The sequence below is a fragment of the Bacillus sp. FG16 genome (assembly GCF_057809515.1).
This window is the reverse complement of sequence record NZ_JBMDKC010000022.1, coordinates 40,009-66,998: the sequence shown is the minus strand read 5'-3', so window position 1 is coordinate 66,998 and position 26,990 is coordinate 40,009. Positions and strand designations below refer to the sequence as shown.

32 protein-coding genes and 1 other annotated feature are annotated in these 26,990 nt (G+C 34.6%); of the genes, 20 read left to right on the top strand and 12 right to left on the bottom strand.

The genetic code is table 11. The features are described 5' to 3' along the window. A partial coding sequence (locus ACODS7_RS10905; protein WP_488826662.1) for a 1-deoxy-D-xylulose-5-phosphate reductoisomerase occupies positions 1–1,179 on the bottom strand: 1,179 nt, incomplete at its 3' end. A 138-nt stretch (positions 1,180–1,317) separates the two neighbouring features. Further along, positions 1,318–1,525, top strand: a binding site (T-box leader). Between the two features lie 43 nt (positions 1,526–1,568). On the opposite strand from ACODS7_RS10905, the gene ACODS7_RS10900 reads away from it, so the two are divergent. From ACODS7_RS10900 to ACODS7_RS10875, 6 genes are all read left to right on the top strand, one after another. Further along, positions 1,569–2,567, top strand: coding sequence for a tryptophan--tRNA ligase (locus ACODS7_RS10900; protein ID WP_029442852.1), 999 nt, complete (start codon positions 1,569–1,571; stop codon positions 2,565–2,567). Between the two features lie 210 nt (positions 2,568–2,777). Then, positions 2,778–3,341: a maltose O-acetyltransferase gene (locus ACODS7_RS10895; protein ID WP_048564573.1), complete on the top strand. Its 564-nt coding sequence runs from the start codon at positions 2,778–2,780 to the stop codon at positions 3,339–3,341. A gap of 56 nt (positions 3,342–3,397) precedes the next feature. Further along, positions 3,398–4,591, top strand: a complete 1,194-nt coding sequence (locus ACODS7_RS10890) for an MFS transporter (RefSeq protein WP_098629764.1) — start codon at positions 3,398–3,400, stop codon at positions 4,589–4,591. Positions 4,592–4,713: 122 nt separating this feature from the next. Next, positions 4,714–5,742, top strand: a complete 1,029-nt coding sequence (locus ACODS7_RS10885) for an ROK family transcriptional regulator (RefSeq protein ID WP_043936676.1) — start codon at positions 4,714–4,716, stop codon at positions 5,740–5,742. A 61-nt stretch (positions 5,743–5,803) separates the two neighbouring features. After that, positions 5,804–6,184 (top strand): VOC family protein, encoded by a 381-nt coding sequence (locus ACODS7_RS10880; RefSeq protein WP_016080898.1) that lies wholly within the window; start codon positions 5,804–5,806, stop codon positions 6,182–6,184. A gap of 97 nt (positions 6,185–6,281) precedes the next feature. Then, positions 6,282–6,536, top strand: a complete 255-nt coding sequence (locus ACODS7_RS10875; protein WP_001289515.1) for a YbeF family protein — start codon at positions 6,282–6,284, stop codon at positions 6,534–6,536. 86 nt (positions 6,537–6,622) lie between these two features. Here ACODS7_RS10875 and ACODS7_RS10870 read toward each other — a convergent pair whose 3' ends face one another. Both ACODS7_RS10870 and ACODS7_RS10865 read right to left on the bottom strand, forming a co-directional pair. Next, positions 6,623–7,078 (bottom strand): NUDIX hydrolase, encoded by a 456-nt coding sequence (locus tag ACODS7_RS10870; protein ID WP_016080899.1) that lies wholly within the window; start codon positions 7,076–7,078, stop codon positions 6,623–6,625. A 16-nt stretch (positions 7,079–7,094) separates the two neighbouring features. Then, on the bottom strand, positions 7,095–7,934 hold the full coding sequence (locus tag ACODS7_RS10865) for a DUF2785 domain-containing protein (protein ID WP_016080900.1): 840 nt from the start codon (positions 7,932–7,934) through the stop codon (positions 7,095–7,097). Positions 7,935–8,057: 123 nt separating this feature from the next. Between ACODS7_RS10865 and ACODS7_RS10860 the strand changes: the two genes are divergently transcribed. From ACODS7_RS10860 to ACODS7_RS10850, 3 genes are all read left to right on the top strand, one after another. Then, positions 8,058–8,780 carry a GNAT family N-acetyltransferase gene (locus ACODS7_RS10860; RefSeq protein WP_016080901.1) on the top strand — a complete coding sequence of 241 codons (723 nt, stop codon included), beginning with the start codon at positions 8,058–8,060 and terminating at the stop codon, positions 8,778–8,780. Positions 8,781–8,947: 167 nt separating this feature from the next. After that, positions 8,948–9,967: a tyrosine-protein phosphatase gene (locus ACODS7_RS10855; RefSeq protein WP_029442848.1), complete on the top strand. Its 1,020-nt coding sequence runs from the start codon at positions 8,948–8,950 to the stop codon at positions 9,965–9,967. Between the two features lie 89 nt (positions 9,968–10,056). Further along, entirely contained in the window at positions 10,057–10,767 is a 711-nt protein-coding gene (locus tag ACODS7_RS10850) for a YjjG family noncanonical pyrimidine nucleotidase (RefSeq protein WP_029442847.1), read from the top strand. 459 nt (positions 10,768–11,226) lie between these two features. On the opposite strand, the gene ACODS7_RS10845 is transcribed toward ACODS7_RS10850, so the two are convergent. After that, positions 11,227–11,724, bottom strand: a complete 498-nt coding sequence (locus tag ACODS7_RS10845; RefSeq protein ID WP_016080905.1) for a DinB family protein — start codon at positions 11,722–11,724, stop codon at positions 11,227–11,229. Positions 11,725–12,268: 544 nt separating this feature from the next. Here ACODS7_RS10845 and ACODS7_RS10840 point away from each other — a divergent pair. After that, entirely contained in the window at positions 12,269–13,234 is a 966-nt protein-coding gene (locus ACODS7_RS10840) for a tubby C-terminal domain-like protein (protein WP_048564575.1), read from the top strand. Between the two features lie 77 nt (positions 13,235–13,311). On the opposite strand, the gene ACODS7_RS10835 is transcribed toward ACODS7_RS10840, so the two are convergent. Together ACODS7_RS10835 and ACODS7_RS10830 are read right to left on the bottom strand one after the other, a co-directional pair. Then, the gene (locus tag ACODS7_RS10835; RefSeq protein ID WP_029442846.1) at positions 13,312–13,512 is read right to left on the bottom strand and encodes a helix-turn-helix transcriptional regulator; all 201 of its coding nucleotides are present in this window, start codon (positions 13,510–13,512) and stop codon (positions 13,312–13,314) included. Next, positions 13,500–13,859, bottom strand: coding sequence for a DUF3796 domain-containing protein (locus ACODS7_RS10830; protein WP_000859213.1), 360 nt, complete (start codon positions 13,857–13,859; stop codon positions 13,500–13,502). The genes ACODS7_RS10835 and ACODS7_RS10830 overlap by 13 nt, the downstream gene beginning before the upstream one ends. A gap of 179 nt (positions 13,860–14,038) precedes the next feature. Here ACODS7_RS10830 and ACODS7_RS10825 point away from each other — a divergent pair, with 179 nt between their 5' ends. The 5 genes from ACODS7_RS10825 to ACODS7_RS10805 all read left to right on the top strand — a co-directional run bounded on the left by ACODS7_RS10825 (position 14,039) and on the right by ACODS7_RS10805 (position 18,569). Then, positions 14,039–14,233, top strand: a complete 195-nt coding sequence (locus ACODS7_RS10825; RefSeq protein ID WP_243169141.1) for a hypothetical protein — start codon at positions 14,039–14,041, stop codon at positions 14,231–14,233. A gap of 88 nt (positions 14,234–14,321) precedes the next feature. Beyond that, complete coding sequence (locus tag ACODS7_RS10820; protein WP_000570204.1) at positions 14,322–15,047, top strand: ABC transporter ATP-binding protein; 726 nt, start codon at positions 14,322–14,324, stop codon at positions 15,045–15,047. After that, a complete protein-coding gene (locus ACODS7_RS10815) occupies positions 15,040–16,698 on the top strand; it encodes a putative ABC transporter permease subunit (protein WP_029442844.1) in 1,659 nt (552 codons plus the stop codon). Before ACODS7_RS10820 ends, ACODS7_RS10815 begins: the two co-directional genes overlap by 8 nt. A 57-nt stretch (positions 16,699–16,755) precedes the next feature. Then, positions 16,756–17,514, top strand: a complete 759-nt coding sequence (locus ACODS7_RS10810) for an SDR family oxidoreductase (protein ID WP_016080909.1) — start codon at positions 16,756–16,758, stop codon at positions 17,512–17,514. Positions 17,515–17,852: 338 nt separating this feature from the next. Further along, positions 17,853–18,569, top strand: coding sequence for a hypothetical protein (locus tag ACODS7_RS10805; RefSeq protein ID WP_029442843.1), 717 nt, complete (start codon positions 17,853–17,855; stop codon positions 18,567–18,569). 61 nt (positions 18,570–18,630) lie between these two features. Here ACODS7_RS10805 and ACODS7_RS10800 read toward each other — a convergent pair whose 3' ends face one another. Both ACODS7_RS10800 and ACODS7_RS10795 read right to left on the bottom strand, forming a co-directional pair. Beyond that, positions 18,631–19,569 (bottom strand): hypothetical protein, encoded by a 939-nt coding sequence (locus ACODS7_RS10800; RefSeq protein ID WP_029442842.1) that lies wholly within the window; start codon positions 19,567–19,569, stop codon positions 18,631–18,633. Between the two features lie 71 nt (positions 19,570–19,640). After that, on the bottom strand, positions 19,641–20,117 hold the full coding sequence (locus ACODS7_RS10795) for a hypothetical protein (protein ID WP_029442841.1): 477 nt from the start codon (positions 20,115–20,117) through the stop codon (positions 19,641–19,643). Positions 20,118–20,399: 282 nt separating this feature from the next. Between ACODS7_RS10795 and ACODS7_RS10790 the strand changes: the two genes are divergently transcribed. Then, entirely contained in the window at positions 20,400–21,458 is a 1,059-nt protein-coding gene (locus ACODS7_RS10790; protein ID WP_016080912.1) for a pyruvate kinase, read from the top strand. 39 nt (positions 21,459–21,497) lie between these two features. Here ACODS7_RS10790 and ACODS7_RS10785 read toward each other — a convergent pair whose 3' ends face one another. After that, a complete protein-coding gene (locus ACODS7_RS10785; RefSeq protein WP_025118598.1) occupies positions 21,498–21,779 on the bottom strand; it encodes a DUF1292 domain-containing protein in 282 nt (93 codons plus the stop codon). A 153-nt stretch (positions 21,780–21,932) separates the two neighbouring features. After that, the gene (locus ACODS7_RS10780; RefSeq protein ID WP_048564577.1) at positions 21,933–22,616 is read right to left on the bottom strand and encodes an NAD(P)H-dependent oxidoreductase; all 684 of its coding nucleotides are present in this window, start codon (positions 22,614–22,616) and stop codon (positions 21,933–21,935) included. 129 nt (positions 22,617–22,745) lie between these two features. On the opposite strand from ACODS7_RS10780, the gene ACODS7_RS10775 reads away from it, so the two are divergent. After that, positions 22,746–23,126 carry a winged helix-turn-helix transcriptional regulator gene (locus ACODS7_RS10775; protein ID WP_016080914.1) on the top strand — a complete coding sequence of 127 codons (381 nt, stop codon included), beginning with the start codon at positions 22,746–22,748 and terminating at the stop codon, positions 23,124–23,126. Between the two features lie 121 nt (positions 23,127–23,247). On the opposite strand, the gene ACODS7_RS10770 is transcribed toward ACODS7_RS10775, so the two are convergent. Together ACODS7_RS10770 and ACODS7_RS10765 are read right to left on the bottom strand one after the other, a co-directional pair. Beyond that, on the bottom strand, positions 23,248–23,559 hold the full coding sequence (locus ACODS7_RS10770; protein WP_098629761.1) for a hypothetical protein: 312 nt from the start codon (positions 23,557–23,559) through the stop codon (positions 23,248–23,250). A 162-nt stretch (positions 23,560–23,721) separates the two neighbouring features. Beyond that, positions 23,722–24,999, bottom strand: coding sequence for a histidine--tRNA ligase (locus ACODS7_RS10765; RefSeq protein WP_098629760.1), 1,278 nt, complete (start codon positions 24,997–24,999; stop codon positions 23,722–23,724). A 340-nt stretch (positions 25,000–25,339) separates the two neighbouring features. Between ACODS7_RS10765 and ybaK the strand changes: the two genes are divergently transcribed. The 3 genes from ybaK (at position 25,340) to ACODS7_RS10750 (ending at position 26,801) form a co-directional block, all read left to right on the top strand. Beyond that, complete coding sequence (ybaK, locus tag ACODS7_RS10760) at positions 25,340–25,816, top strand: Cys-tRNA(Pro) deacylase (protein ID WP_000710852.1); 477 nt, start codon at positions 25,340–25,342, stop codon at positions 25,814–25,816. A 270-nt stretch (positions 25,817–26,086) separates the two neighbouring features. Continuing rightward, a complete protein-coding gene (locus ACODS7_RS10755; RefSeq protein ID WP_000875160.1) occupies positions 26,087–26,269 on the top strand; it encodes a hypothetical protein in 183 nt (60 codons plus the stop codon). A 25-nt stretch (positions 26,270–26,294) separates the two neighbouring features. Beyond that, positions 26,295–26,801, top strand: coding sequence for a DUF6141 family protein (locus tag ACODS7_RS10750; protein WP_072939095.1), 507 nt, complete (start codon positions 26,295–26,297; stop codon positions 26,799–26,801). Positions 26,802–26,990 lie beyond the last annotated feature (189 nt).

Sequence of the window (26,990 nt, the reverse complement as noted above, 5' to 3'; positions counted from 1 at the left end):
AAAAACTGCACCTCCAATTGTTAGACTGTGTCTAACAATTGGGGTGCAGTTCAATTGGCGCGCCCATTGATCCGCTTCCAATATAGCATCAAGTGAAGGATCTTTTACATTATGATGAGCTTCAACTGTTTTGTAAATTGTTTTTTCAATATCGAAAAAGGCAATTTCATTTTTTAAGTATAGTGCATTCGCAATTTCATTTGCTGCATTTAATACAGCGGGAGTAGTACCACCGATTTTGCCACATTCATATGCGTATTGTAGACAAGGGAACTTCTCTAAATCTGGTTTTTCAAAATGTAAACTACCGATTTCTAATAAATTTAATTTTTCATAGGAAGAAGGTAGCCGAGTAGGATAGTGAAACGCATATTGAATCGGCATTCTCATATCAGGAGCACCGAGCTGTGCCATAACTGATCCATCAATAAATTCTACTAAAGAATGAATGATACTTTCTTTATGAATCATTACATCAATTTTTTCATACGGAATATCAAATAGCCATCTCGCTTCCATTACTTCAAAGCCTTTATTCATTAATGTGGCAGAATCAATCGTTAGTTTTGCACCCATTAACCAGTTTGGATGTTTTAAAGCGTCCTTAGCTTGTAATGTTTGCATTTCTTCACGTGTTTTATCACGAAAAGCACCACCGGAAGCTGTTACAATTAACTTCTCAATCTCTTTATTATTTTCGCCGTTTAAACATTGGAAAATAGCTGAATGCTCACTATCTACTGGAATTAAGCGACATCCGTTTTGTTGCGCTAGTTCAGTTACGATATGTCCAGCTGCAACCAAAGTTTCTTTATTAGCAATAGCGATATCTTTCTTCGCTTTTAATGCTTCAATTGTTGGGAGTAATCCTGAAACACCGACAACAGAACTTAATACAAGATTTGAATCAGGGTGAGTAGCTACTGCGATTAAGCCATCAGTCCCGTGTGTGATTTTTGTATTTGCTGAAATACGCGTACGAAGCTTGTCTGCTAAGTCTTTTGTCGCAACGCTTACAATACGAGGTTGAAACGTTTTGATTTGTTGCTCAAGAAGATCGATATTATAATTTGCGGTTAAACCGACGATTTTAAAATGTTCAGGATGAGCTGAAACGACATCTAATGCAGATGTGCCGATGGATCCTGTTGAACCTAAAATTGATATATATTTTACCATGAAAAAACCTCCAAAGTTGTTTCGAATATTTCTGCAAACCTATATAACATTAGACAATTGAAGTGGAAATTCCTGCTATATAAAATAGAAAACTAGGGTTTGTTTGGAAGTGAAATGTGATAAACTGTAAAAAATAACGAAAAAGCAATGAAAGAGAAGAGTACATATTCGAAACTTTTCAGAGAGCTGATATGTGGTGGGAATCAGTAAGGGATGAATATGGAATGGGCTCTGGAGCTTCTAACTGAAATGAGTAGGTAAAGACGGTTACTTCACGTTAAGAAGTTGAAGTGAGCTATAATGATAGCTAATTAAGGTGGTACCGCGGGAGTTTCTCGTCCTTTTTAAGGATGAGAGGCTCTTTTTATTTTGAGAAAGGAGGAGTTAGTGTGAGTGAAAAAATAATGTTAACAGGAATTAAGCCGACAGGTTATCCGCATTTAGGAAATTATATTGGTGCGATTAAACCTGCATTACAAATGTCAAAGAATAATGAAGGAAAAGCATTGTATTTTATAGCGGATTATCATGCGTTAAATGCTGTGCATGATTCAGAAAAGTTCAGCAGTTATACGAAAGAGGTAGCAGCTACTTGGTTATCGCTTGGACTTGGGGAAGATGTTATTTTTTATCGACAAACAGAAGTATCGGAGATTCTAGAATTAGCTTGGATTTTAGCTTGCCTAACTCCGAAAGGTCTTATGAACCGTGCTCATGCGTATAAAGCGAAGGTGGAGCAAAATAAAGAAGCGGGTTTAGAGGTAGATGCAGGAGTGAATATGGGATTATATACGTATCCGATTTTAATGGCGGCTGACATATTACTATTTCAAGCTACTCATGTACCAGTTGGGAAAGATCAAATTCAGCATATTGAAATTGCACGTGATATTGCGACGTATTTTAATCATACATTCGGCACGACATTTACACTTCCGGAGTATGTAGTGCAAGAAGAAGGAGCAATATTACCAGGACTTGATGGAAGAAAGATGAGTAAAAGTTATGGGAATGTAATCCCGTTATTTGCAGAGAAAGAAAAACTACGAAAGTTAATATTTAAAATCAAAACAGATTCTTCACTTCCGAATGAACCGAAAGAAGTAGAAACATTATTTATGATATATAAAGAGTTTGCGAGGGAAGATGAAATACAGTCGATGCGTGAAAAGTATGAGACTGGAATCGGATGGGGCGATGTGAAAAAAGAGTTATTTCGCGTTGTAGATCGTGAGTTAGCTGGACCTCGTGAGAAATACACTATGTATATGAATGAACCAAATTTATTATATGAAGCGTTAGAAAAAGGTGCTGAGCGAGCAAGAAAAATCGCGAGGGTAAATTTAGCGGAAATTAAAAAACGGATTGGATTTGAGAGGGGGCGCTGAGCGTTCCCTCGTTTTTCGATATCAATTATTCTTCATATCGATACATAGAGCAATAAGTTCGCACTTCTTTTCCGAACTTATTAGTTGCATATATTAAAAAGTATGCTAATATAGGGTTACTTATTAAACTTGTTTAATAAGTTTAATTAAAGGTACTTATTAAAGGTGTTTAATAAGTGCCTCCCATATAATAAAAAAGGAGAGGATTGTATGAAAACGGAGAAAGAAAAGATGGTGGCAGGAGAAATGTATATTGCGGATGACGAAGAATTGGTGGCTGATAGGGTGGAGGCAAAACGTTTAACACGCCTTTATAACGAGGCGATGGAGACAGGAGATGAGAGGCGTTTTACATTATTAAATCAGCTTTTAGGTTCTTCAGCTGATGGGAAAGCACAAATTAATCCTGATTTTCGTTGTGATTACGGCTACAATATTCATGTTGGAAAGAGCTTTTTCGCAAATTTCAATTGTGTGATTTTGGACGTTTGTGAAGTTCGAATCGGTGATAATTGTATGTTTGCACCTGGTGTTCACATTTATACTGCTACTCATCCATTACATCCGGTGGAACGAAACTCTGGCAAAGAATATGGAAAACCGGTAAAGATAGGTAACAATGTTTGGGTTGGCGGAGGCGCTATTATTAACCCTGGTATTTCAATTGGAGATAATGTTGTAATTGCTTCAGGGGCAGTTGTGACAAAAGATGTACCTAATAATGTAGTTGTTGGTGGTAACCCAGCTAAAGTTATTAAAACGATAGAAGAGTAAAAGGTGTTTTCATTAGAGTATAAATTATCGTATAGACAATTTGAAAGGTGTTTCATATGAAGAAAGATTTTGCGGAAAATGATACAAAGACGCTACTTGCCTCTCGAAATGCTCTATTCCTCTTATTTGCTTTGCCAGGTGTGGCATTTGCTACATGGATTTCTAGAACAGCAGCTACTCGAGATATTTTAGCAGTGTCAAATGCAGAAATGGGCTGGATTTTGTTCGGATTATCTGTCGGTTCAATAATTGGTTTACTGAGTGCAAGTCATTTTATTGACGGTAAGGGAGCTAGAGACGTTATTATAGGCAGTATGTTTTTTATGATTGTTGGATTGCTTTGTTTAGGTATTACTATTTATTTTGTTTCTAGTATGGGGGCTTTTGGTAGCTTACTAGTATTTGGAGTAGGATATGGATTAGCAGAAGTCGCATTGAATGTAGAAGGTTCTGCCATTGAGCAGAAATTAGGAACAACTCTTCTTCCGAAATTCCATGGCTTTTTTAGTATAGGAACTTTAGTAGGCGCGCTCAGTGGTTCTGCCGCCATCTCGCTTCATATCCTAATTTTGTATCAGTTCCTGACGGTTTCGGTCATGTTTATATTACTTGTATGTATGTTGTATCGTTTTCTTCCGCATGGAACAGGAAAGAAGGAGAAATCGCGGAACAAAAAGCGAGCGAAGCATACTTCCTTACGGATGGAAAAAAAGGTGCTTTTACTTGGTCTTTTTGTGCTTGGAATGGCATTTACAGAAGGTAGTGCCAACGATTGGCTGCCTATCGTAATGGTAGACGGACATCAGCAAAGTGTAGTGACAGGTTCTATTATGTACACTATTTTTGTATTGGCAATGACGTTAGCTCGTATGTGTAGTAGTTATTTCCTTGATCGCTTCGGTCGCGTCGCTGTTATGCGTGCTACTATTATGATGGCGATTATAGGAATGACAATTGTCATATTTGTGAGTAACTCATATTTTCTAGCACTTGGTGTAGTACTGTGGGGGATTGGTGCTGCGTTAGGTTTCCCAATTGGGCTTTCTGCTGCTGGAGATGACAGTGAAAATGCGACTTCTAATGTTGCTGCAGTTTCTATCATCGGTTTTACAGCGTTTTTAGTCGGACCACCATTTTTAGGAATACTTGGAGAAGCATTCGGAATACGTAATGCTTTGCTAGCTGTTTTATTATTTGTTATCTTGTCTGGAATTGTATCGTCTGTTACGAGAGAGAATGCATCGAGTTAAATACGGAGTGCCGCTAGTAGAAATATATCATCTCTATTGCTTTAGAAAATGATGTATGATATATTGTCAACGCAACTTATTAAAAGTGTTTAATAAGTATGTTGATTAAGGTGGTGAGCGATTTGAGTGAACAATTTGTTACTCAAAAATCGATTAAAGAGACGATCCTTCGCGGCATTCGTACAGCTCTTCTAGAGCGAGGTAGTGCAACGAAAGTTGAACTTAGTAATACATTAGAAATCAGTTTTCCAACGATAAGTAAATTTATAGAAAAAATGAAACAAGACGGTGAAGTCACTTTAGCCGGTTTAGATGATTCAAGTGGTGGAAGAAGAGCAAAACGATATGAATATAATCCAGAATATATGTTAGGTTTAGCGATATTTTTAGAAAAAAATGAGACGAACTATACAATTTTTAACTGTTTAGGGGAAGTAAAAGAACAAGGCAGTACTTCAAGTGCATTAATTGATACGGGTCTAAGTGTATTAACAGAACATATAGAAAGTCTTATAGCTACGTTTCCAAAGATAAGTTCAATCTCAATTGGTGTTCCTGGTGCTGTCGATAATGGGCGTATTTTCTATATTCCTGGATATGAAAAGTTCCAAAATTTTAATTTGAAAAGTCACTTGGAGGAACTGTTTTCTATACCAGTAGTAATAGAAAACGATATGAATGCTGCAGTGCTCGGCTATCATAAAAATACTGGAAACAATGAAAATTCCTCTCTTGTATATTTGTATTCAGGTCAAAATGGCCCAGGTGCGGGGATTATGGTAAATGGAGATGTCGTACGCGGAAGCACATTTTTCTCAGGAGAGATATCTTTCGTCCCGCAGTACGATAATAAAAATTTCTTGCAAGCTTTGAGAAGTGAAGATTCGAATAATCCAGAGGAATATAATATAGATGCTATTACTCGTTTAATAGCTACATGTATAGCTATTATTAACCCTCATGGATTCATCTTCTGTGATGATGAAGTGAACCAAATTGTAATAGATCAGATTGTAAAAAGTTGTCCGCAGTACATTCCGGCAGAACATATTCCGAAAATAACAGTGAGCAACTGGAAAGAAGATTATTTATATGGGTTAAAAAGCCTTGGACTTGATCTTATGATTATGAGAACAAATAAAGAAAATTAAATGTACTGGCAATGAAGCATCCAATTGCCAGTTGAATAACATAAAAGAAAAGGTGTCGATTATGAAAATTGAACATGTAGCAATTTGGGTGAATGATTTAGAAAGAATGCGTGATTTTTATAAACAGTACTTCGGTGGTGAAGAAAATAGCTTATATCACAATCCGAAAAAGCAGTTTGAATCTTATTTCATAACTTTTGAAGGCGGTGCGCGTCTAGAACTTATGAAGCAGGTAGGGATAGACGAGAAAGTACAAACACAAACAATAGGATATGCGCATATTGCTTTTTCAGTAGATAGCAAAGAAAAAGTGAACGAATTAACTAATACATTAAGAGAAGCAGGATACCCAGTGCTAAACGGGCCGCGTACTACAGGGGATGGTTATTATGAAAGTGTAGTAAGTGATCCTGAAGGAAATCAGATTGAGATAACAATCTAACATTATATTTACTAATAATTGATAAAAAATAAAATTTTGTTGTTCCCCCAAATGTGTACGAGAAACCTATTATTTCTGCAGAAAGGGGGACATAACGTTGAGTGAAATCATTTTTATTTTCTGTATATATCCATTGCTTGTTTGTATTGTTTCAATAGCTGGAGCATATAAAGTAGGTACATTTTATGTGATGCCAATAGTAACATTTCTTATTTTTCTTATGTTAAATGTTACAGTGCACGATCCAGCATTTTTCTTTTGGGTGGGCATGTATACTATTCTTTCATTTATTGTTTCTTATATAACTATCCTTTTTATAAAGGGATATAAAGTTGTAAAAAGAGAGCGTTAATATCATTTTGGGGAAATAGGGATTTACGGTGAATGACAACAACCTCATTTCACGTTGTAATGACGGGAAATGAGGTTGTTTGATTTCTATTTTTTATTGGAGTGATGAAAATCGCGAAGAATCTTCTCAATGACTGGATGAAGAGTACTAGGTAACTCATCAAGCGGAAAGAAACGTAATTCTTTTGACTCAGTTTTATCACATACAAGCTCCCCATGAAATTCTCGGCAAATATAAACAACGAGTACACCGTGTACTTGATCGCCATTTGGATAGATTTGAAAGAAATCTGGCCCTGAGTATGTACGGATTAGTTCTGGATTTTTAATAATAAGTCCAGTTTCTTCAAACACTTCTCGTTTTAAAGCATCTTCTAACGTTTCGTTATATTCTAAGGCACCGCCAATAATGCCCCAGCGGTTAAAATCTGTACGAAGCTGCAGCAATACTTCATCTTTTTCATTTAATATAATGGCGTGTGATCCTATTAAAATCAGTGGGTGATTTCCTACTAGATTTCTCATATCTTCAATATAACCCATAGTTGTCTCCTTATAGCTAATAATAATTTGGAAGTTCCTTTAACATTCTTTCTGTTTTACGTGCTGTAAAGGCTAAGTTATGGTCATCTTTCGTTCTGAAAAATAATGTGCGTAAAAAGGTTTTAATGTTGGCACATAAAATACAATACTCATTAAGCGAAAGGCGTTTTCTAATTTGAGGAAGCCTTTTTATTTTTTTATGAATAATAGAAATTAACTCGTTTTGAGGAAAATCATGATACAGCATTGCTAATAATGGAGTAACAATGCGTTCATCTTCGTTATTATGAAAAAGGTCAGATGGAATAAAGATTTTATTTAATAAGCAATGAATTAATTCTTCATACCATTCAAAGGTCGTATAAGAATTATGAACAATTTCAGTAAAGGCATCAGATACGTGGGCAAGACAATGAGCCCATCCTTTATTTTCGATATAGCTACGAAAATCCGTTTCTAAGTTTGTATATGTAATAAGTTTGTTTTTTATTTCCTCGATATCTTCCTCTGTAAAAAAGTAGTGTGAGTTAGCGAATTGGAGTATTAATGCGATTAACGAAACAGTGTAAGAACGTGTGAAAACCCCATCTGTATGTGGGGAGTAAATGTCACAATGTAAATACTCATCACTTAAACAAGTTTGCAACAGTAATTTCAGTTGATCGTCCATAAGGAATTCATGATGAATAAAATGTGCAAAACATTTATATATAAGTTGGTAACGAACGTAACTATCAGTCGTTCCGATATACTGAAGCATGTTCAAAGTTAACTCATTTACATCTATATGTTGTAGTTGCGTATAGTCATTTTGTTGTATAAGCTCTAACTGTTGTTGCAGCGCTGTAATATCCAATGGAGAACCTCCTCCGAACTTTAAAGATGCGATCTTTTCTAGTATTCTATATATTCAAGGACAATCCTGCTCATGCAAGGAGAACGATTACAAATTCGAGTATGATATAGATGAGGGAAGAATATGACGACGATAGAACAGTTAGAAAAACATTTTAAAATAAGAAGAAGTGCTTCTTCTGTCATGATAAAAGAAAATAATGCAGAAATTTTTACAGAAGAGCAATTAGAAGAGATGATGCAATATTGCGTTGCTGAAGCTGAAAAAGATGGATTAGAAAAACTACATTTTGAAATCTCTTCAAAAAGTCCAAATTATGATGTGTATAAAAAATGTTTTGAAACGTATTCATTTGAATATGTTACGGAAAACATGATTGTGTTTAAAGATATATACGAAGTAGAAGATGTAGAAAGTGAAGTTGATTTTAAGTTAATTGAAGAAGTAGGGGAAGAGGCTTTTTACACACTGTGGAATGAAGCGACGGGAGAACCAGTCGCTCATGATCAATTTGTACACATGATGCTACAAGAAATTGGTGAGCACTGGAAAGAACATTGTTTAACAGCGAGTGTAGGTGAAGAGCCGATAGGAGTTGTAATCCCACATATTGAAAGAGGTACGTTAGAAGAAGGGAAACTTATGCACTTCGCAGCTACTCCAAATATGCGTAACAAGGGATATGAAGCTGCACTATTTGCAGGTGCGATGTTTGTCTTAAAGGAAATAGGTGCATCTTATTATATTGGTGAGACAAATATACAAAATGAGTGGATGAAGGATGTTTTTGAAAAGAACGGATGTCAGTTGCTGAGTTGTACTGAGCGGTATGTGAGGGAGTTTTAAGATATACTCTGGGACACATCTAGTGGGAACCCGTGTACAAATTTTGAACAAGTAAAAGAACTTTTTGCCTGTTTGTAAGATAAAAAGAAAAATGAGAACGACAAAGTAGATATTCCTATAATAAAATAGAGTAAGATTTGACTATAAGAGAAAGCGTTGGTGAAAGAATGGAGCAGCAAAGATATTGGTTACAAGCAACTGTAGAAAGAATTGAAGATAATACGTTACAAATAAAATGGGAAAATAATATAGAAGAAGTTCGTATTTATTGGAGTACTTCACCAGAACATATTGAAGAAACTGGAGAATTACTTGCAACGGTAAATGGAGAATTATCATATACAATTGAAAACCCGAGTGAAAATGAACGTCCATATTTTAGATTAGTAGGAAGTAATGGACAAGCAGTAACAGTAGCTGAGCGTAGACTGCCATTACAAGGCGCGTTTAACTTCCGTGATATGGGAGGATATGAAACGACAGAAGGCCGTAAAGTGAAATGGGGCAAATTATACCGTTCTGAAGAATTAGCAGGACTAACAGAATGGGATATTGCGTATTTACAAAAGTCTGGTTTAAAGTTAATTTGTGATTACCGTACAGACTTTGAAGTGAAGCATAAGCCGAATCCAGAAATTACGGGTGCTCGTCAAGTGTGCTTACCAGTTATGCAAGACTTAGCGAAAGACTTAAATATAAATGAGTTTTTCCAAGTTGGTGACCTTTCTATGTTAGGAAAACCAGGTGAGTATCTTGTGAAAATGAATCAAGATTTCGTAAGTGGTAACGAGGCATTCGTGAGCTTCTTAAACTTAGCGCAAAACCCGGAAAACTTACCATTAGTAAACCACTGCACAGCTGGAAAAGATCGTACTGGATTTGGTTCAGCGCTTTTATTACTTTTACTAGGTGTACCGGAAAAAACAGTAATGGAAGATTACTTATTAAGTAACGGATTCCGTGAAAAGCTAAATGAAAAAATGATGGCCTTTTTAGGTGCGAAATTACAAAATGATGAGAGCAGAGCAATATTAGGTGCAATGTTTGAAGCGCGCGCCGAATATTTACAAGCTGCGATTGATGGAATCCAAAAGCAATACGGATCAGTCGAAGCATACGCCGAAAAAGCTCTTGGCTTTACGAAAGATTCGTTAGAAGAAATGAAAGTGTTATTGCTGGAAGATTAATAATGAGAAGGAGGCTGATTTGGATTAGCCTCCTTTTACTATTGTTGTTATAATTAAGCTATGAGAATATAGGAGTTGAGGAAAACATCATGAAATACAAAGTAATACTATTCGACGTAGACGATACATTATTAAATTTCCCTGAAACGGAAAGGAATGCATTACACAATGCGTTTGTACAGTTCGGCATGCCTACAGGGTATAATGATTATCTTGCAAGTTATAAAGAGATTAGTAATGGATTATGGAGAGATTTAGAAAATAAAATGATTACGCTAAGTGAATTAGCAGTAGATCGATTTAGACAATTATTTGCACTTCATAATATAGACGTAGATGCGCAGCAATTTAGCGATGTATATCTTGAAAACTTAGGGAAAGAAGTACATCTTATAGAAGGTGCTGTGCAATTATGTGAAAATCTACAAGATTGCAAGCTAGGTATTATTACGAATGGATATACGAAGGTGCAACAATCAAGAATCGGAAATTCGCCTTTATGTAATTTCTTTGATCATATTATTATTTCTGAAGAAGTTGGTCATCAAAAGCCAGCACGTGAGATTTTTGATTATGCATTTGAGAAATTTGGAATTACGGATAAATCAAGTGTACTTATGGTTGGAGATTCGTTAACTTCTGATATGAAAGGCGGAGAAGACTACGGCATTGATACATGTTGGTATAATCCGAGTTTGAAAGAAAATAGGGCAGAAGTTAAGCCGACTTATGAAGTGGAGAGTCTTCTGCAAATTTTAGAAATTGTGGGAGTGGTTCAAGAAAAGGCAGCCTCATTTTAATTGTGTTGAAATTTGATGAATCGTCGATATAATTTCATATACTAAGATATGGAACAAAAAAGATGGCACCAAGTCAAAACAATTTTACTGAAGAAAACAGAAATAAAATCAGAACCATTTAAACAAGCTGGAATTAAAATTGAGGGTTAATGTGGAGAAGGTTTTGGAAAACAGAAATAACACGAAATAATATTTTAAGCAGTTTGTAATGACAAATTACAAACTGCTTAAAAATAAAAAAAGATTGCCTCTTAGGATATGAGCAATCTTTTTTATTTTGTTAGGAGATGAAATGTATATTTTTGTACCCTATCTCCATCAAGTAAAAAAATGTTTGTTCCCTAATAATGAAAAAAATGAATTTAATTTTCATAAATAACTGTAAAGTGGTAAAAATTTCGTTTTGGAAGTAATTCGAAATTTTAAGTTAATGGGCATAGGTTGGAACCATTTCCTTGTTTAGACTGGATATCCGCCTGTTGGTGGTGGCCAAGCACTAAATAATCTGCGGATCAGCACAATTTCTCCTAAATGGTAGGAGTTGTGAGATGCAATATTGCGTAGAACACCGCCAGTGGTTTCACCAGGCCATTCCTCCAATATTTTGTCCAATTGAACAGTTTGGGCAATCGTGCATGCCTGTTCAATCCCTTGAAGAAAATACTGAATAATCTGTTGCCACTCTTCTTCACTGGCAGGACATTCTTCTTCAGGCCAGCTCTCTTTTACATGGGCGGGCAATGCAGGCTTCTTCCCCTGGGCGGATAATAAGAGAAAATCTTGCCAGTAGGTCATGTGTTTTACTAATTGATAAATAGAATAAGGTAGTTCCTCTCTGCGTTTTCCCGCAAGCACCATGTCTATATCCGACAAAGCATTTTTGATGGGAAGATGTCCTCGTTCTCCTCTTAACGATTTTACTAATGCTAGGCTAAATGCCTTATTTGATTGATCCATAATAATTGACTCCCATCCTGTTTTATTTTCTAATTTGCTGATTTTAAGGTTCCGTCTCTTTTATATGTACTAAATAAATTATAGAAGATTTACGACTATTAAGAGAAAGTAAAATAAGGAAAAAATAACAAGAATCACTTACTTCTTAATGCACAGGAAATTGTTGTTTTTTATTTGAATAGTACCTTAATATACAATTGTAGTAACAGATAAATCAAAGGTTCGAATAACAATATCCAGGTCTGCGATAATGTCAGCCACTTTTGATTTTAGCTATTCCAATCCCTACTGAATTTTGTCCAATTGATTTTATTGTGAATGAACTATGAGTTGATTATAATGGTTAGAGTGAACTCTAAGTCAAGAAAAAATAATAAAAGGATAGTTATTCTATTATGAGGGAGTTCGTAAAGCGAAAATAGTGTTTCTATACTAAGGTCATTTACGTGTTATAATACATAAATTAAATGTGTATATATACATAGTTTCTCAGAGTGCTGCAATGTTAGGTATGAACTGTGTAACAACTAGAGGTGAATAAAGAATGTTAAAGTTTTTATTTGAGTTAGACAAGGCTATTCCGCAGAAGGATGAGCCAAAGTATGATGCTTATACAAAGGGCTTTATTGAAGGGGAATTAACGATTCTCGCGAGTGACAGCGTACTTTTTCAGAAGTCATGTATGAAGGTTGCGGAGCTGGGCATTTATTTAGGTCAGTGGATGGAACAAGTTCAACACGGGCAAAACGTGCCTATGAAATATGAAACGGCTGACCGTGAAGAGGTCATTCTTGGCTTCTTCTATGAAGAGGATCATAACCAATGGAATGTTTCTTCCAGCTGGCAAGAATTTGAACTTCAAGAGCGTATCTCTACTGAAACATTAGTAGAGAGCGTTCAATGCTATTTATATGAGCTAAATAAGGAACTGCGTGCGATAGAATATCCTGTGACGTTTGATCAGTACTTAAGAGGAGAGCGAATGATGCAGCTTTCTTACAAACGACTGTGTGATAGCAAAGCAGATACGACGCCGATAGAGGTTTATAATGGAAGCGAGCAAGTAGGCGTAGTAAGGGGCTATTATAAAAATACGCTGATGAGAGTGCTGGATTTTATTCCGAAAATTGGTAGTAATATCATTTATGAAATAAAGGATATTAAGAAAAATATTCGCGTCATTGCAAAGGATGTAAGTAGGCAGCGCCAAAGAAAGATTTTAGTAACGTACATCGATAATAATGATGCAGAGCATGAAATACTTGTATGTGACGGAAAGTTATTGGATGCAAATTTCTTATTTACCTTTACATATAAGAGAGAAGAATTTGTTGTTCACAAAACTACAATTGGGCTTGGAAAGTTATTACGAAACGGCTATGTAACTGCAGATTGGAATATTCGTCTTGAGGAAGATATGTATTACATTGAGATGAATCTATATGATGAGGATTATATAGACGATCAATATTTACTGTTAGGCGTATTTCATGCGGTTTTGTATGGATGATAAATGAGAAATACCGGTATTCTTCATAGGAAGGATGCCGGTATTTTTACGTGGTTCTGGTGATTTTGTACCCTTAATTAATCCTCAAAAATAAAAATCTCATCAATCGTACTATGAAGTGCCTTCGCTATATCGTGAGCGAGTTGCAATGAAGGATTATACTTACCTTTTTCAAGGTGGCTAATTGTTTCACGGCGTACACCAATGCTCTTTGCTAAATCTTCTTGTGTCATGTTCAATTTGGCGCGGTATTCTTTTATCCTCGTTACGAACGCCATGGTGCATCTTCCATTTCATCAACAGGTTTATCATAAAAGAACATAGAAAAACCGAACGTAAGAATGAGTGTACCGAAAATAAGAGCGATATCAATTTCTTGTAGCGCCGGGTTTGGAAATAACATTTCAATAAACATAATGATTGCGGTAGTTAGTAACGTAACGATAAATGCATTGCGGCACGATTTATTGACAATTTGTTCAAACAGTTCATCGTGTTGAACTGTTCTATACGATGTGAAAAAGGAGAAGAAACAGAACATAGTAAACAATCCTTTTTCATAAAAAAATCCGAGGAAACCGAAGAAACCGAGAAATCCTAAATATTTTATCCAAGTTGTTTTCATGATAGGTCCTCCTTACGTTGTTAGAAATAAGTCACGTTATGTTACAAATATATCACAATTGGATAGGAATGGTAATAATAGTTTTCCAGTTTGCTTCATAATAATAGTAAAAAGAGGAAATATGCTGCGAAATAAAGAGGATAATATTGTAAAATGGTTGTAAGGAGGGGGAGGAAGAAATGCTAACTTGGATCATGATCGTTGTATTACTTGTAGTGATTACTGTCATTGCGACGGTGTTAATTGGGTGGAATGGTGATGCAAATTATAGCAAAGCGACAAAGGGGAATATTAAACGATTAACAATGATTTATATTATACTAGCTGTCGTTTTAGTTGTTGGATTAGGGGTGTATATTTATTTTAAAGGTTAAATAAACTGAAAAATGTAAAAATCTTAAAATAGAAGTATGCTATAATATCAATATAGTTATTTGGTAATTAAGGAAAGGATTGGATGGAATGATTGAAATTACGAATGTGTCAAAAAGTTATAATGGGTCTACCTATGCAGTAAAAGATTTAAGTTTATCTGTACCTAGCGGCGAAATCTTTGGATTTTTAGGACCGAATGGTGCGGGTAAATCAACGACAATTAAGATGATTACTGGTATTCACGGAGTGGACAAAGGGACTATTACGATTAACGGAAAAAATATTATGGAAGAGCCGATGGAAGCGAAGAAGACGTTTGGTTATGTGCCGGATAGTCCGGATATGTTTTTACGTTTAAAAGGAATTGAATATTTAAACTTTATGGCTGATATGTATGAAGTGCCGAAAGAAGTAAGACAAGAACGAATAGAGTCTTTAGCGAAGAAGTTTGATCTTTATAATGCATTATCTGATCAAATTCAAAGTTATTCGCACGGTATGAGACAAAAAATCGTTATTATTGGTGTGCTCGTGCATGAGCCAGATGTATGGATTTTAGATGAACCGTTAACAGGGCTTGATCCGAAATCTGCATATATTTTAAAAGAAATGATGAGAGAACATGCGGATAAAGGAAAGATTGTATTTTTCTCTACACACGTATTAGAAGTAGCGGAAAAAATATGTGACCGGGTTGCTATTATTAATAAGGGGAATTTGCAGTTTAAAGGAAATTTAGATGAAATGAGAGATCATTTTAAATCCAATGAATCACTTGAAAAAATGTTCTTGGAGATGACGGGCAATGAGTAAAATTTGGACGTTAACGAAGGTACTATTAAAGTTAAATTACGCAGATTTTATAGCAGATAAGAAGAAGCGATGGGCGTATTTATTTTCATTTGCAGCTATTTTATTTGTTGGATTTTTAATATTTGGTTCGATGACGCACGGAATGTATGAAGGTCTGAAACAATTAGGGCAAGGGCCGGGAATGATTATTGCAATGGGACTTGCGATTGCGAGTATATGGGTATTTTTAATGAGTATAACGAACATTTTAACTGTATTTTACTACAGCAATGATATTGAAATGTTACTGCCGTTACCATTAAAACCAGCGCAAATTATTTCGGCAAAATTTTTAACGGTATTAATTACACAGTACGTAATGAGTTCATTCATTTTATTACCAATCTTCATTACGTACGGTTTAAAAAGTGGCGCATTTATTACATATTACATATATATGATTTTTATTTACTTACTCTTCCCAATCGTGCCGTTAGTATTAGCTTCGTTACTGATGACAATTATTATGAGGTATACAAATATAGCGAAAAATAAAGATCGAGGAAATATATTTATTGGAATCGTAAGTATATTATTTATTGTAGGAATTAACGTATTTATGCAGTGGAGAAATAAAAGTGCGTTTTCTGGTGATGGGGCTGCGGAATACCTTGTAAATAATCAATCTTCTCTTTTAGTACAAATGACAAATTATTTTCCAACTACATATTTTGGAGCAGTGGCATTAGTAGAAAATGCAAATTGGAAGGGACCTTTATATGTAATAATCTTTGCAGTTATTTCATTTGTCTTCTTTGTGTTGTTTTATTACGTTGCAGAGCGTACATATTTAAAAGGGGTTATTGGACTTTCAACGAGTACAGCAAAGAAACAAGTTATTTCGGCGGAAGGTTTACAGAAATCAACAGTACAAAGTTCGCATTTAAAAGCGTATGTGAAAAAAGAATTTAAAACGTTATTCCGTACACCACAATTTTTCTTAAATTGTATTGTACAAACTTTCGTTATGCCAATTATGTTGTTCTTTATTTTATTTGTGCAAGATGGAAATTTAAAGTTTATTACAGAGTATATTAACAATCCAGAGACAACAGGATTCGCAATTGGTGTTGGTCTTTGTGCATCGTTATTTTTAATGGGTAGTAACGTCATTGCAACAACGTCATTTTCGCGAGATGGAAGCTCTTGGTTTGTGAATCGTTACTTACCAGTAAAGGCTTCGGATATCTTTTTTGCGAAAGCAATCACTGCTTGGTTAATTAATGTAATCATTTTAGCAGTATTCGGTATTACGATGGCAGTTGTAGCTAGGATTTCTCCTGTTTTCATGTTACTGTGGTTTTTACTAAGTGCGAACGGGTTATTGTTAATTAATTTAATCGGTACACGCTGGGATGCACAAACTGCAGATATACATTGGGATACAGAACAGAAATTATTTAAAAGCCGATATACAACATTGTGGAATTTTTTAGCTAATATTTTAATAGCTTTAATTATTGTAGCGGGAGTAAGTGTATTATACTTCTTCCTTCATGTCGGACTGTGGGTTATGTTTATCGTTTTATTTGTAATGTTTACGATTGTAAATTATATCTTTATTAAAATGTTAAAATTAGGTGCTGAACGTATACTGTCAAATATTCAATAAGAAGATAGATCCTCTGTATTCATGCAGGGGATCTGTGTATAGATGGAGGAGAAAAAGGTGAAGAAAATAGCAATTGTAACAGGGGCAACTCGTCTGAATGGAATTGGTGCAGCTGTATGCAAGGTGCTTGCTCAAAAGGGGATAGACATTTTTTTCACGTACTGGCCAAAGTATGATAAAGCGATGCCATGGGGAATGAGTGATCAAGAACCCTTTTTGCTGAAAAAGGAAATTGAAAGTTACGATGTGCGATGTGAAATGGCAGAAATCAATTTATCGCAGTCTTATTCGCCAAATCGTTTGTTTTATATGGTATCAGAACGGTTAGGTGATCCATCTATTCTAATTAATAATGCAGTGTATTCTACTCATACGAGAATTGAGGAATTAGATGTAGAGCAGTTGGATAAACATTATACAGTTAATGTTCGGGCTACTATGTTATTAAGTTCATTGTTTATAAAACATTATTCACTTAAAACGAGCGGGAGTATTATTAATCTTACTTCAGGGCAGTCAGTAGGTCCAATGCCAGATGAACTAGCATATGCAGCAACGAAGGGAGCAATTGAAGCATTTACAAAGTCAGTAGCACCAGTAGCGATGGAGAAGGGGATTACTGTTAATGCCGTTGATCCAGGACCAACAAATACAGGGTGGATTACAGAAGAATTAAAACATTATTTAGTGTGGAAATTCCCGCAAGGTAGAGTTGGAGAAACAATGGATGCTGCGCGCTTAATTTCTTTTTTAGTAAGTGAAGAAGCGAAATGGGTTACTGGGCAAGTCATTCACTCGAATGGTGGTTATTCATAAAAATATTATGTTAACAAATATTGAGAAACAAAAAACGAAAGAAAATTTCATTTTTTTTTATAAATAAAATGTCAAGAAAGATAAAAATTTGATAGAAGAGTATATCGTCATATGAAGATAGTAATTCTTAATGTGACAATATACTCTTTTTCTTTTACTGGCGAGCAGAAAAATGAAGTAGAAGAAACTCGAATATTAAAATGAGCTTATCGGTTTTTGTCCGTATTATTATGAAGATTACTGTCGGAAAGATGATAATTCGTGTGAAAAGGGATTTTTTAAGGGGAAATCGAATCGTAAAGGGGAGGATAAATTATGTAAAACATAGGGGGATTTATATGAAATTAAAAAAGGTCGCTATCGCATCGATAACAATTGGTACAATGCTTACTATGGCAGCTTGTAGTCCTTCAGCAGATAAAGAAACGGAAAAGAAAGAGCAAGTAACTGCGCAAAATGATGGAGAAGCAAAAACGACAAGTGCAGATGAAGCGTCAAAAACAACGAAAGATACTGAAAAAGAAACAAATACTTCTTCAAATGAAAAAACAGATAAGGATGCAAAAAATACGAAAGAATCATCAGGGACAGAAAGTAACGGCAAAACGTCAACTCAAAACGAAAATGTAAAAACAAAAGAAAAAGAGACGACAGGAAAAACGAATGATCAAACGACTAGCGGGAAAACAACAGATCAAAGCACAAGTACAAGCACAAACAATAACGGAAAGACAACGAAAGATCCGAAGAAAAGTGTTGCTGTGAAAACGAATGTTAAAGAAGTTGTAGCATTAATTGATAGTTTGGACAAGCAGTTAGCTGCTAATCCGAAATTGGAAACAGTGAATAAGCTTGGCAAACAAATTAATGAAAAGTGGGATGTGATTGAAAAAGAGCTAGAGGCATCACATCCGACGGATTCTAAAACAATCGGTCAAAGTATGTATCCGTTAATTGTAGGAGCGGAGAAAGAAAAAATCGATATTAATAAAATGAAATCTTTAACGACGAAAACGAAAAAAGATTTAAATCAGTTATTGACGAAACTTTCGTAGTTTCAAAAGCCTACTCGTGTGAGTAGGCCTTTTTTGGTTGTTGTAATGTGCACAGTATAACTTATTTATTTTCATTTTCAATTACGATGCGAAAGGAACTGAATACTTGTTGACTGACATAATCTTCTTCGCTAACTTTAAAAGGAAATGGAAAAGCGACGAGTTGAAAATTACTTTCCTGATTCACTGAAGGCAATGTGAAATTAAAGATTTGTCTCGTTTCAGGTGCAACCTTAGTATAAACGACTTTTCTATTGTTAAATATTTCAACTTGTTTCCAATCTTTAAAAGCCACGATTGCGTAAGTCATTTCATCTTTTGTTTCATTACCGTTTGATAGGGTTAATTGCTTGCCTTCCTTTTCAAAGAAGACAGTTTGTAAGTTCTCTTCACGGTTCGTAACAAATAATGGTTCGTAAAGACCATCTTTTAAAATAGCATCTGGATCTATAAGGGAGAGTTTTATTTTTTCGCTTTCTTTCTGAGGAGGATGCATTGAGTATCGCATACTTAGAATATCTTCTAAAATGGCTGCTTTATTTAAGTTATTATCTTTTAATTTGTATTCAGGTTTTTTAATTATTAAAAAGGTTAATTCACTTGCATTAGGAGAAATGTGTAAAGAGATTTTCGTAGTAATTGAACTGTTTGGTTTCATATCAAAAAAATAGTGTGATATTTCATTAGTAGTATCTTCTATTTTAAAAGGTTTTTGTTCGTAATTTTCTAGAACAATTAATCCATATTTTCGGTTTTCGTTAATAGTATGTACGAATGATAATGATACATTAATTTTATTATCCTCACTAGTAATTGTACTACCGTTGTTAATATGTTGGCCTTGATTATCCTTCAATCCGTAAGAAATAGTATTGGTTTGTTGCTCTCTCTTATTTTCTTTAGAAGGTGTATGAGGTTGTATGATTGAAGTATTGAACAAAATATAAATTGTAAGTAATGAAATAAGTAAAACACCGATAATAATATATATTTGTTTCATAAATAGCACCTCAATATATGTAAAGTATTAGAGAAAAAAGATATGCAAGATGCATATCTTTTTTCTCTTTCTTACCAGAAGGCTTTTGTTTCGTGATTCACATCATTATAACCACTTAATTTATAGGTGTGATTACCGATAGCGTAATCATCTCCATAATAAACGCTTGTGTTGGTCGCTGTAGCACTGACAAAGGATGATTTTTTTGCACTATTACTTTTCGTATTTACTAATGAGCCATCGCCATTGAAAGTTCTTGCTTTTGCATAAACATAGTCTTCGGTCGTAGTTGATTTCGATTTCGCAACTGCATATGGGTTACCAAAAAAGGGAGTATATACGCTAATGTTAGAGTCATTCTTAGGTGCAGCTGCAACAGTCAAACTAGGAACACTAGATGTTTTTGTTGATTGAATTGTATCAAAGTCAACTAAAATGGGCTGCTTGTCTACAGTATCGACCTCTGAAGCACTTGCGTTATTAGTAAAACCAAAACCTAAAACCGCTAACCCTAAAGTTGTCACCGATAAAGATTTTTTCATATTCACTAATTTTCCCACCTTTTTAAATTTTTGAGTTCGAACTCAATTCATACAATATATGAAAATTTCGAAACTCTCAATGGTTTATCCCATACTTAACTTTTCTTTTACTTTCGATTCAACATGTCTTCATTTGCAAAAAAGCGAATATATCTTCTAATGCTTAGCCAGCAAGGGATACAGGTTTAACTTTATGAAATTCGTGTAAATTTAAATCTATTCATGTCATTATCTCTGTTATTTTTAAGTTCATATGGGAAACTTATTAAAAAAAGGATGGTGACAAAAATGACAATCGATCGAATTTGTACAATTGGACCCGCAAGTAATAATAAAGAAACGTTAGCACAGTTAATAAAGAATGGTATGAAAATTGTTCGACTGAATTTATCGCATGGCACGCATGAAAGTCATAAAGACATCATTCGTTTAGTGAAATCATTAGATGACTCTATTAAATTTTTGGGTGATGTACAAGGTCCTAAAATAAGATTGGGTGAAGTGAAGGGAGAGCAAATTACACTTCAGGCAGGAGATTCTTTTATTTTACATACAAAACCAGTTACAGGGAGTAATACAGAAGCAAGTGTTGATTATGAAGGAATTGCGAATGATGTGAAAGTAGACAGTAGAATTTTGATTAATGATGGAGAAGTTGAATTAATTGTTGAAAAGATAAGTACGGACAAAATAGAAACAAAGGTTAAAACAGGTGGCAATATCTCCTCTCATAAAGGAGTTAATTTACCAGGTGCGGTTGTTCGTTTACCAGCTATTACAGAGAAAGATAAAAAAGATATTCAGTTTCTTTTAGAAGAGAATGTTGATTTTATCGCATGTTCTTTCGTAAGAAAACCTAGTCATATAAAAGAAATACGAGATTTTATACAACAGTATAAAGAAACGTCACCTAATTTAATTGCAAAAATAGAAACGATGGAAGCAATCGAGAATTTTCAAGATATATGTAAAGCAGCAGATGGAATTATGATTGCAAGGGGCGATTTAGGAGTAGAGTTACCATATCAATGCATTCCGCTTTTACAGAAAATGATGATTCAGGAATGTAATCGAACAAATACATATGTCATTACAGCAACACAAATGCTTCAATCTATGGTAGATCATTCTATTCCAACAAGAGCAGAGGTGACTGATGTGTTTCAAGCTGTACTGGACGGGACGAATGCAGTTATGCTTTCAGCTGAAAGTGCATCAGGAGAACATCCAATCGAAAGTGTGAGAACATTACGTCTCGTTTCAGAATTTGCGGAGCATGTTAAAAAAGATGGACCTTTTGCGATGAAAGATGTACTGGAGTTACTGCATAAATCACTGAATGAGTGATGAATAAAAAAAGAGGGTGGATATGCATCCCCCTCGTGTTTACTCTTGTTCTTGTTCATCTAAAATCTTATCAAAAGCAGCAGATACTTTATCAAACTCTTCATCATTTTCAATGTATGAAAACTCATTATCTTCTTCTACTTTTAAAAAGAAAATATCAATGTCTTCCTCAGTTTCTGTTTGGATATCTTCAACAAAGGCAACTGCAATATACTCTGCGCCTTCGACATCCATCGCTCCAAGTACTTCTACTTCTTGCTCTTCGTTATTCTCATCACTAAGAGTAAACACTTCGCCAACTTCAATATCAGACATATTCATTCTCCTCCTGTTCGACTCTAAAAATAGAGCACTCAAACTGTATACATACTAACATATCTTTCCATGAAAAACCAAATTCATACGTAAGAAAACAACTGATTCTTCTTTAGTATGAGTATACAGCTATTAGGAGCATTATTTGTCTGTGCTATATTACTTAATCCATTCAACAATTGTATCCATAGTCTGTCTTGTTCTATCACGCTTTGGCTCTTCTTTACGGTAACCAAAGGCAACCATAACTGATACTTCAAGATTATCACCTTGTATAATGCCTTCTTGACGAAGTAAAGAATCTACTTCCTCTTTATCAAACCCTTCTATTGGACAAGAATCAATACCGATTTGAGCTGCGCTCGTCATCATATTACCTAAAGCAATATAAGTTTGTTTAGATGCCCAATCAAATACAGCACGATCGGATTGTAATAAGTTAAAATCTGATTCCTGGAACTTTTTGAAGAATTCATATCTAATTTTTTGAGTGTCTTCAGGCAATCCAATAATATCGTTCATCATATATTTAATATACTCTGCATCATAGTGCATATCTTTAATGTTTCTTGAAAGAACAATGACGAAGTGGCTTGCTGTTGCAAGTTGCCCACCAGCGCCCCATGAATACGGTTGTAGTTTTTCTCTTAATTCTTTATTTTGTACGACAATAAATTTCCAAGGCTCATATCCAAAAGAAGAAGGGGATAGTCTTCCTGTTTCTAAAATGAATTTGAAGTCCTCTTCTGAAATTTTGTGCATAGGATCGAACTCTTTACATGCATGTCTGAAATGAAAAGCCTCCATAATCTTTTCTTTTGTAATTTGGTTTGTATTTGTCATAAAAGTTCCTCTTTTCATGGATTTATTTTTGTAAGTAAATTATATTTTTAAAGTAACGTAGATACAAGTACGCACATTTATGTGGTATAGTATCAAAAAAGATACTAATGTTAAGGGAAGGGAGTTATTATGGATTGTTCGAATGAAAATAATATAAATTACCCATTTTTAAATAAATATTCTTGTCCAGTTGAAGCTATGGTTGAGGTGATTGGAGGGAAATGGAAAGGGGTAATTTTGTATCATTTATTAGATGGTACAAAGCGGTTTAATGAATTAAAAAGATTAAAACCTAATATCACACAAAGAATGTTAACACTTCAGCTTAGAGAACTTGAAGCAGATGGCATCATACATCGTGAAGTATACCGTGAAGTGCCGCCAAAAGTAGAATATTCGTTAACTGAGCTTGGTGAATCACTTCGTCCAGTGATTCTATTAATGATGGAATGGGCAACTCATAATATGGAGAAGGTTTTGGAGAGTAGGAATACGAAAAACAATAGTTAAGAGTTGTAGAAATAAAAGGTGTTTTCCATATGTGAAGACACCTTTTATTTTTTACTTTCTAAAATTTTGGTTGTCATTAAAATGCATGTAAATCTATTCTTAGGATGTGCTATTGATTTTGCTATGAATCAAAAACTTCCCTTTTAGTAGTAGAAGCAGCATCTAATAAAAGGAAAACCGTTGCTATAATATGTAGAACGATTACTATATAAGGAAAGAAGGCAACTAGAGTAACGATAATACCTATATAATGAGCGTACGTATTCATGCCTGATTTTTTAGCTAATAAAATAGTAGTGATATGTAAAACAATCAATAGTAGTAAAGGTAATCCATCTAGGTTAACAAGACTTGGAAATACATAATAACAAGGAATTAATAAAAGATGATAGATTCCTGTGATCCACTTTAGTGCTTGTATGTAGGTTTTCAAAGTTAATTCTCCTAAAATCATTCATAGCTATATATTACCAAAAATAATAGGTGATTGGATATTAAATACTTGTGGTTTTTAGTTGGATATAATCTTTTTATGTTAACTAATTGTTTCTTGATCTATAAAATAGAAAAACCACCCAAACGAGGGTGGTTCGTATTATAAATAACTACTTAAAGAAGAAAGGGAGACCTTCACCTCACTACCTTCCTTCATATTTCGCAGCATAACGGTTTCTGTACTAAGTTCGTCTTCACCAATGATAAGCACATAAGGGATATTCTCTTTATTGGCATAATTAAGGGCACGTTTTAATTTGCGTCCTGCTAGCTCAAGTTCAACTTTTAAGGAAGTGGTAGAACGTAATTGCTGGGCAATTTGTAAGCATTGTAATTCTGTCCCGAGTGGGATGATAAATAGATCCGCTGTAGAGGATATTGTTTCTTTCTGCGATAGTGCTGTATAAATAACGTCTAAACCGAATGAGATACCGACTGTTGGATAGTTCATATTATCACCACGGAATGCTCCGATAATGTTATCGTAACGGCCGCCGCTACCGATGCTAGATGTAATTGATCCATCTTTTAGAAAGATTTCATATACAGTACCTGTATACATTGTGAGTCCTCTTGCTAAAAACGGATTGAATATCGTATTTTCATTTATTCCGAGAGCGATTAAATATTGCTGTAATTGTTGTAATTTGTTTACGCCATCGGCAACGAGTTGGTTATTGAAAGCTTCTTTAAAGTCAACAATTGTAAGCTTTAGACAAGATAATACAGTATTACATATTGTATCAGCCATTTCTTCAGAAATGCCGCGCTCTAATACATCTTTTCGTACACCATCAATCCCAATCTTTTCGATTTTGTCTAATGATAAAATGACGTCACTTGTTAATTCAGTAGGGATGTTAATGGCCTGAAGAATACCATTTAACAATTTTCGGTTATTATATTGGATCGTTACTTCTAAGTTTAACGTTCGAAAGAGCTCAAACGCCATGCTCATGAGTTCCGCTTCTGCCATGACTGATTCTACACCGACTATATCAACGTCGCATTGTATAAATTCACGAAATCTTCCTTGTTTAATTGGCCCATCTCGAAATACTTTCCCAATTTCATAACGTTTAAAAGGGAGGCGAATATTCGGATTCATTGCCACAACTTTTGCGAATGGAATAGTTAAATCGTATCGTAAGGCAAGCTCACGTTTTCCCTGATCCTCAAGTGTATATATTTCTTTTAAAATTTCATCGCCACCGCCGTACTTGTAAGACATAAGCTCATACATATTTAACGTCGGTGTCTCTAACGGTTTGCATCCGTATCGTTCAAACGTATCTTCACAAGCCCTTTTAATTTTATTTCGCAGCACTTGCTCCTCTGGTAAATAGTCTTTTGTGCCTTTTACATTTTTCATTTCCATTGTAATCACTCCTTTTTTAAATTAAAAAAAGCTATGCAGGTATAAAAATACCCACATAGCTTTATGAACGCTTCGTGGGTCAACAGGAAAAGCCCTGTACCCACGAAGAAAAATTTTTCTTCGGATACACGGCGTTACGTATGATGATGAAGTTGGAAAGAAGTATTAAAATTTCGCATTACAAATCTCTCCTTAACATAAGTTTTTCCAAATTATATCAGATGATTTTTGAATTATCAATATTTTTAGTTTTGAAATATACGTGAAGTTATGTAGGAGAAATGGAAAAGGGTGTATAATAAAACTTAATAATATGAAATAACCTTTTAAGGAGAACGTTATGAAAAAAGATAAAACAAATGCGATGCGAATATTAGATAAAGAAAAAATTGAATATTCGATGATGTCATATGATCCAGACGATGGGAAAATTGATGGCGTATCAGTAGCCGAGAAAATTGGACGAGAAGTGAGAGAAGTATATAAAACGTTAATCGCTCAAGGGAATAGTAAAAATTATCATGTGTTTATTATTCCGGTAGATGAGGAACTAAATTTAAAAGCTGCCGCAAAAGCAGTAAGTGAAAAGAAGATTGAAATGATTGCTGTGAAAGATATTACAAAAGTGTCAGGATATATTCGTGGTGGTTGTTCACCAGTCGGAATGAAGAAGTTATTTTCTACATGTATTGATGAAAGTGCCCAATCACTTGAAACGATGATAGTAAGTGGCGGGAAAATTGGTATACAAATTGAGCTTAAAGTAGATGACTTGGCGAAAGTGACGAGAGCGCAGTTTGGAGAGGTAACGAAGTAAATATACATAGGAAAAGAAGTTCTTGTTTTATTAAATTTAGATAAAGATTTATAGGATAATTAGTCCATTATGAGGACGGATTATCCTTTTTTCTTGCTACTGATCATGAGACGTTATGTTAACCGAGTGTGTATACAATATTCAACCGAAAACAAACAACATATCAACTCTATAAAATGGTAAAATAGGGAAAAGGGCATTCTGAATAATACCTTTAGAAACCACTATTTATCACATAGGGGTTTTCAAAAAAGTAAAGGGGGGGGATAAATGAAATATATTAATGGATTGTACATAGCACTTATATTGATGATGTTCATTAATTTACTTAATTTCACAATTTTTGATAATAAATACTCAGGGATAACAATGTATCTTTCTTCCGTTATATTCATAATTGGGAGCGCATTTTTTGGAAGTGCAAAACGGCTTAAAATGAGTGAGAAAAAATAAACCTTTTAGGAGGTTATAATCATTAATGAAACAACAAGAACAAGTTATCTTTCGTGAGGTTCAGCGATCCCCAATTTGGGTATGGATACTCATATTAGGGATCTCCATGCTGATGTGGTATGGATTTATTCAACAAATTATTCTTGATATCCCGTTTGGAGATAAACCAGCTTCTAATGGTGTCTTAATTGTTATGTGGTTGTTCGGGATTGCCTTTCCTGTATTAATGCTTGGAGTATTGAAACTGATCATTGAGGTCCGTGAAAAAGGTCTTTATGTCCGCTTTGTTCCTTTTCATTTTCAATATAAGCAGTACCTTTTCAAAGATATACATCATTATGAATGCATTACTTACAGTCCAATAAAACGATTTGGAGGATGGGGAATTCGTTTTAACCTTAAGAATGAAAAAGCCTATAACATGAATGGAAATAAAGGTATAGAGTTAAAGTTGCAATATAACACAGTAGTAATCGGCACTCAAAAATCAGATGAATTAAAAAAAGCACTGGACTCAGTACAAAAAGTATAATGAAAATTAAACTTTAACAAACGGGCACAATTCAATAATTTCTACTAGGTATACCTACTTTAAAAACAACTTAAATTTACTTCCAATATCGAAAATTATGTAAATAAGTTGTTCACTGGATTCCCATAGAAAACTGTGATGAGATGAAATGTTTGATTTTGAAGCACTTCAAAATCTTAGCTAGATGGC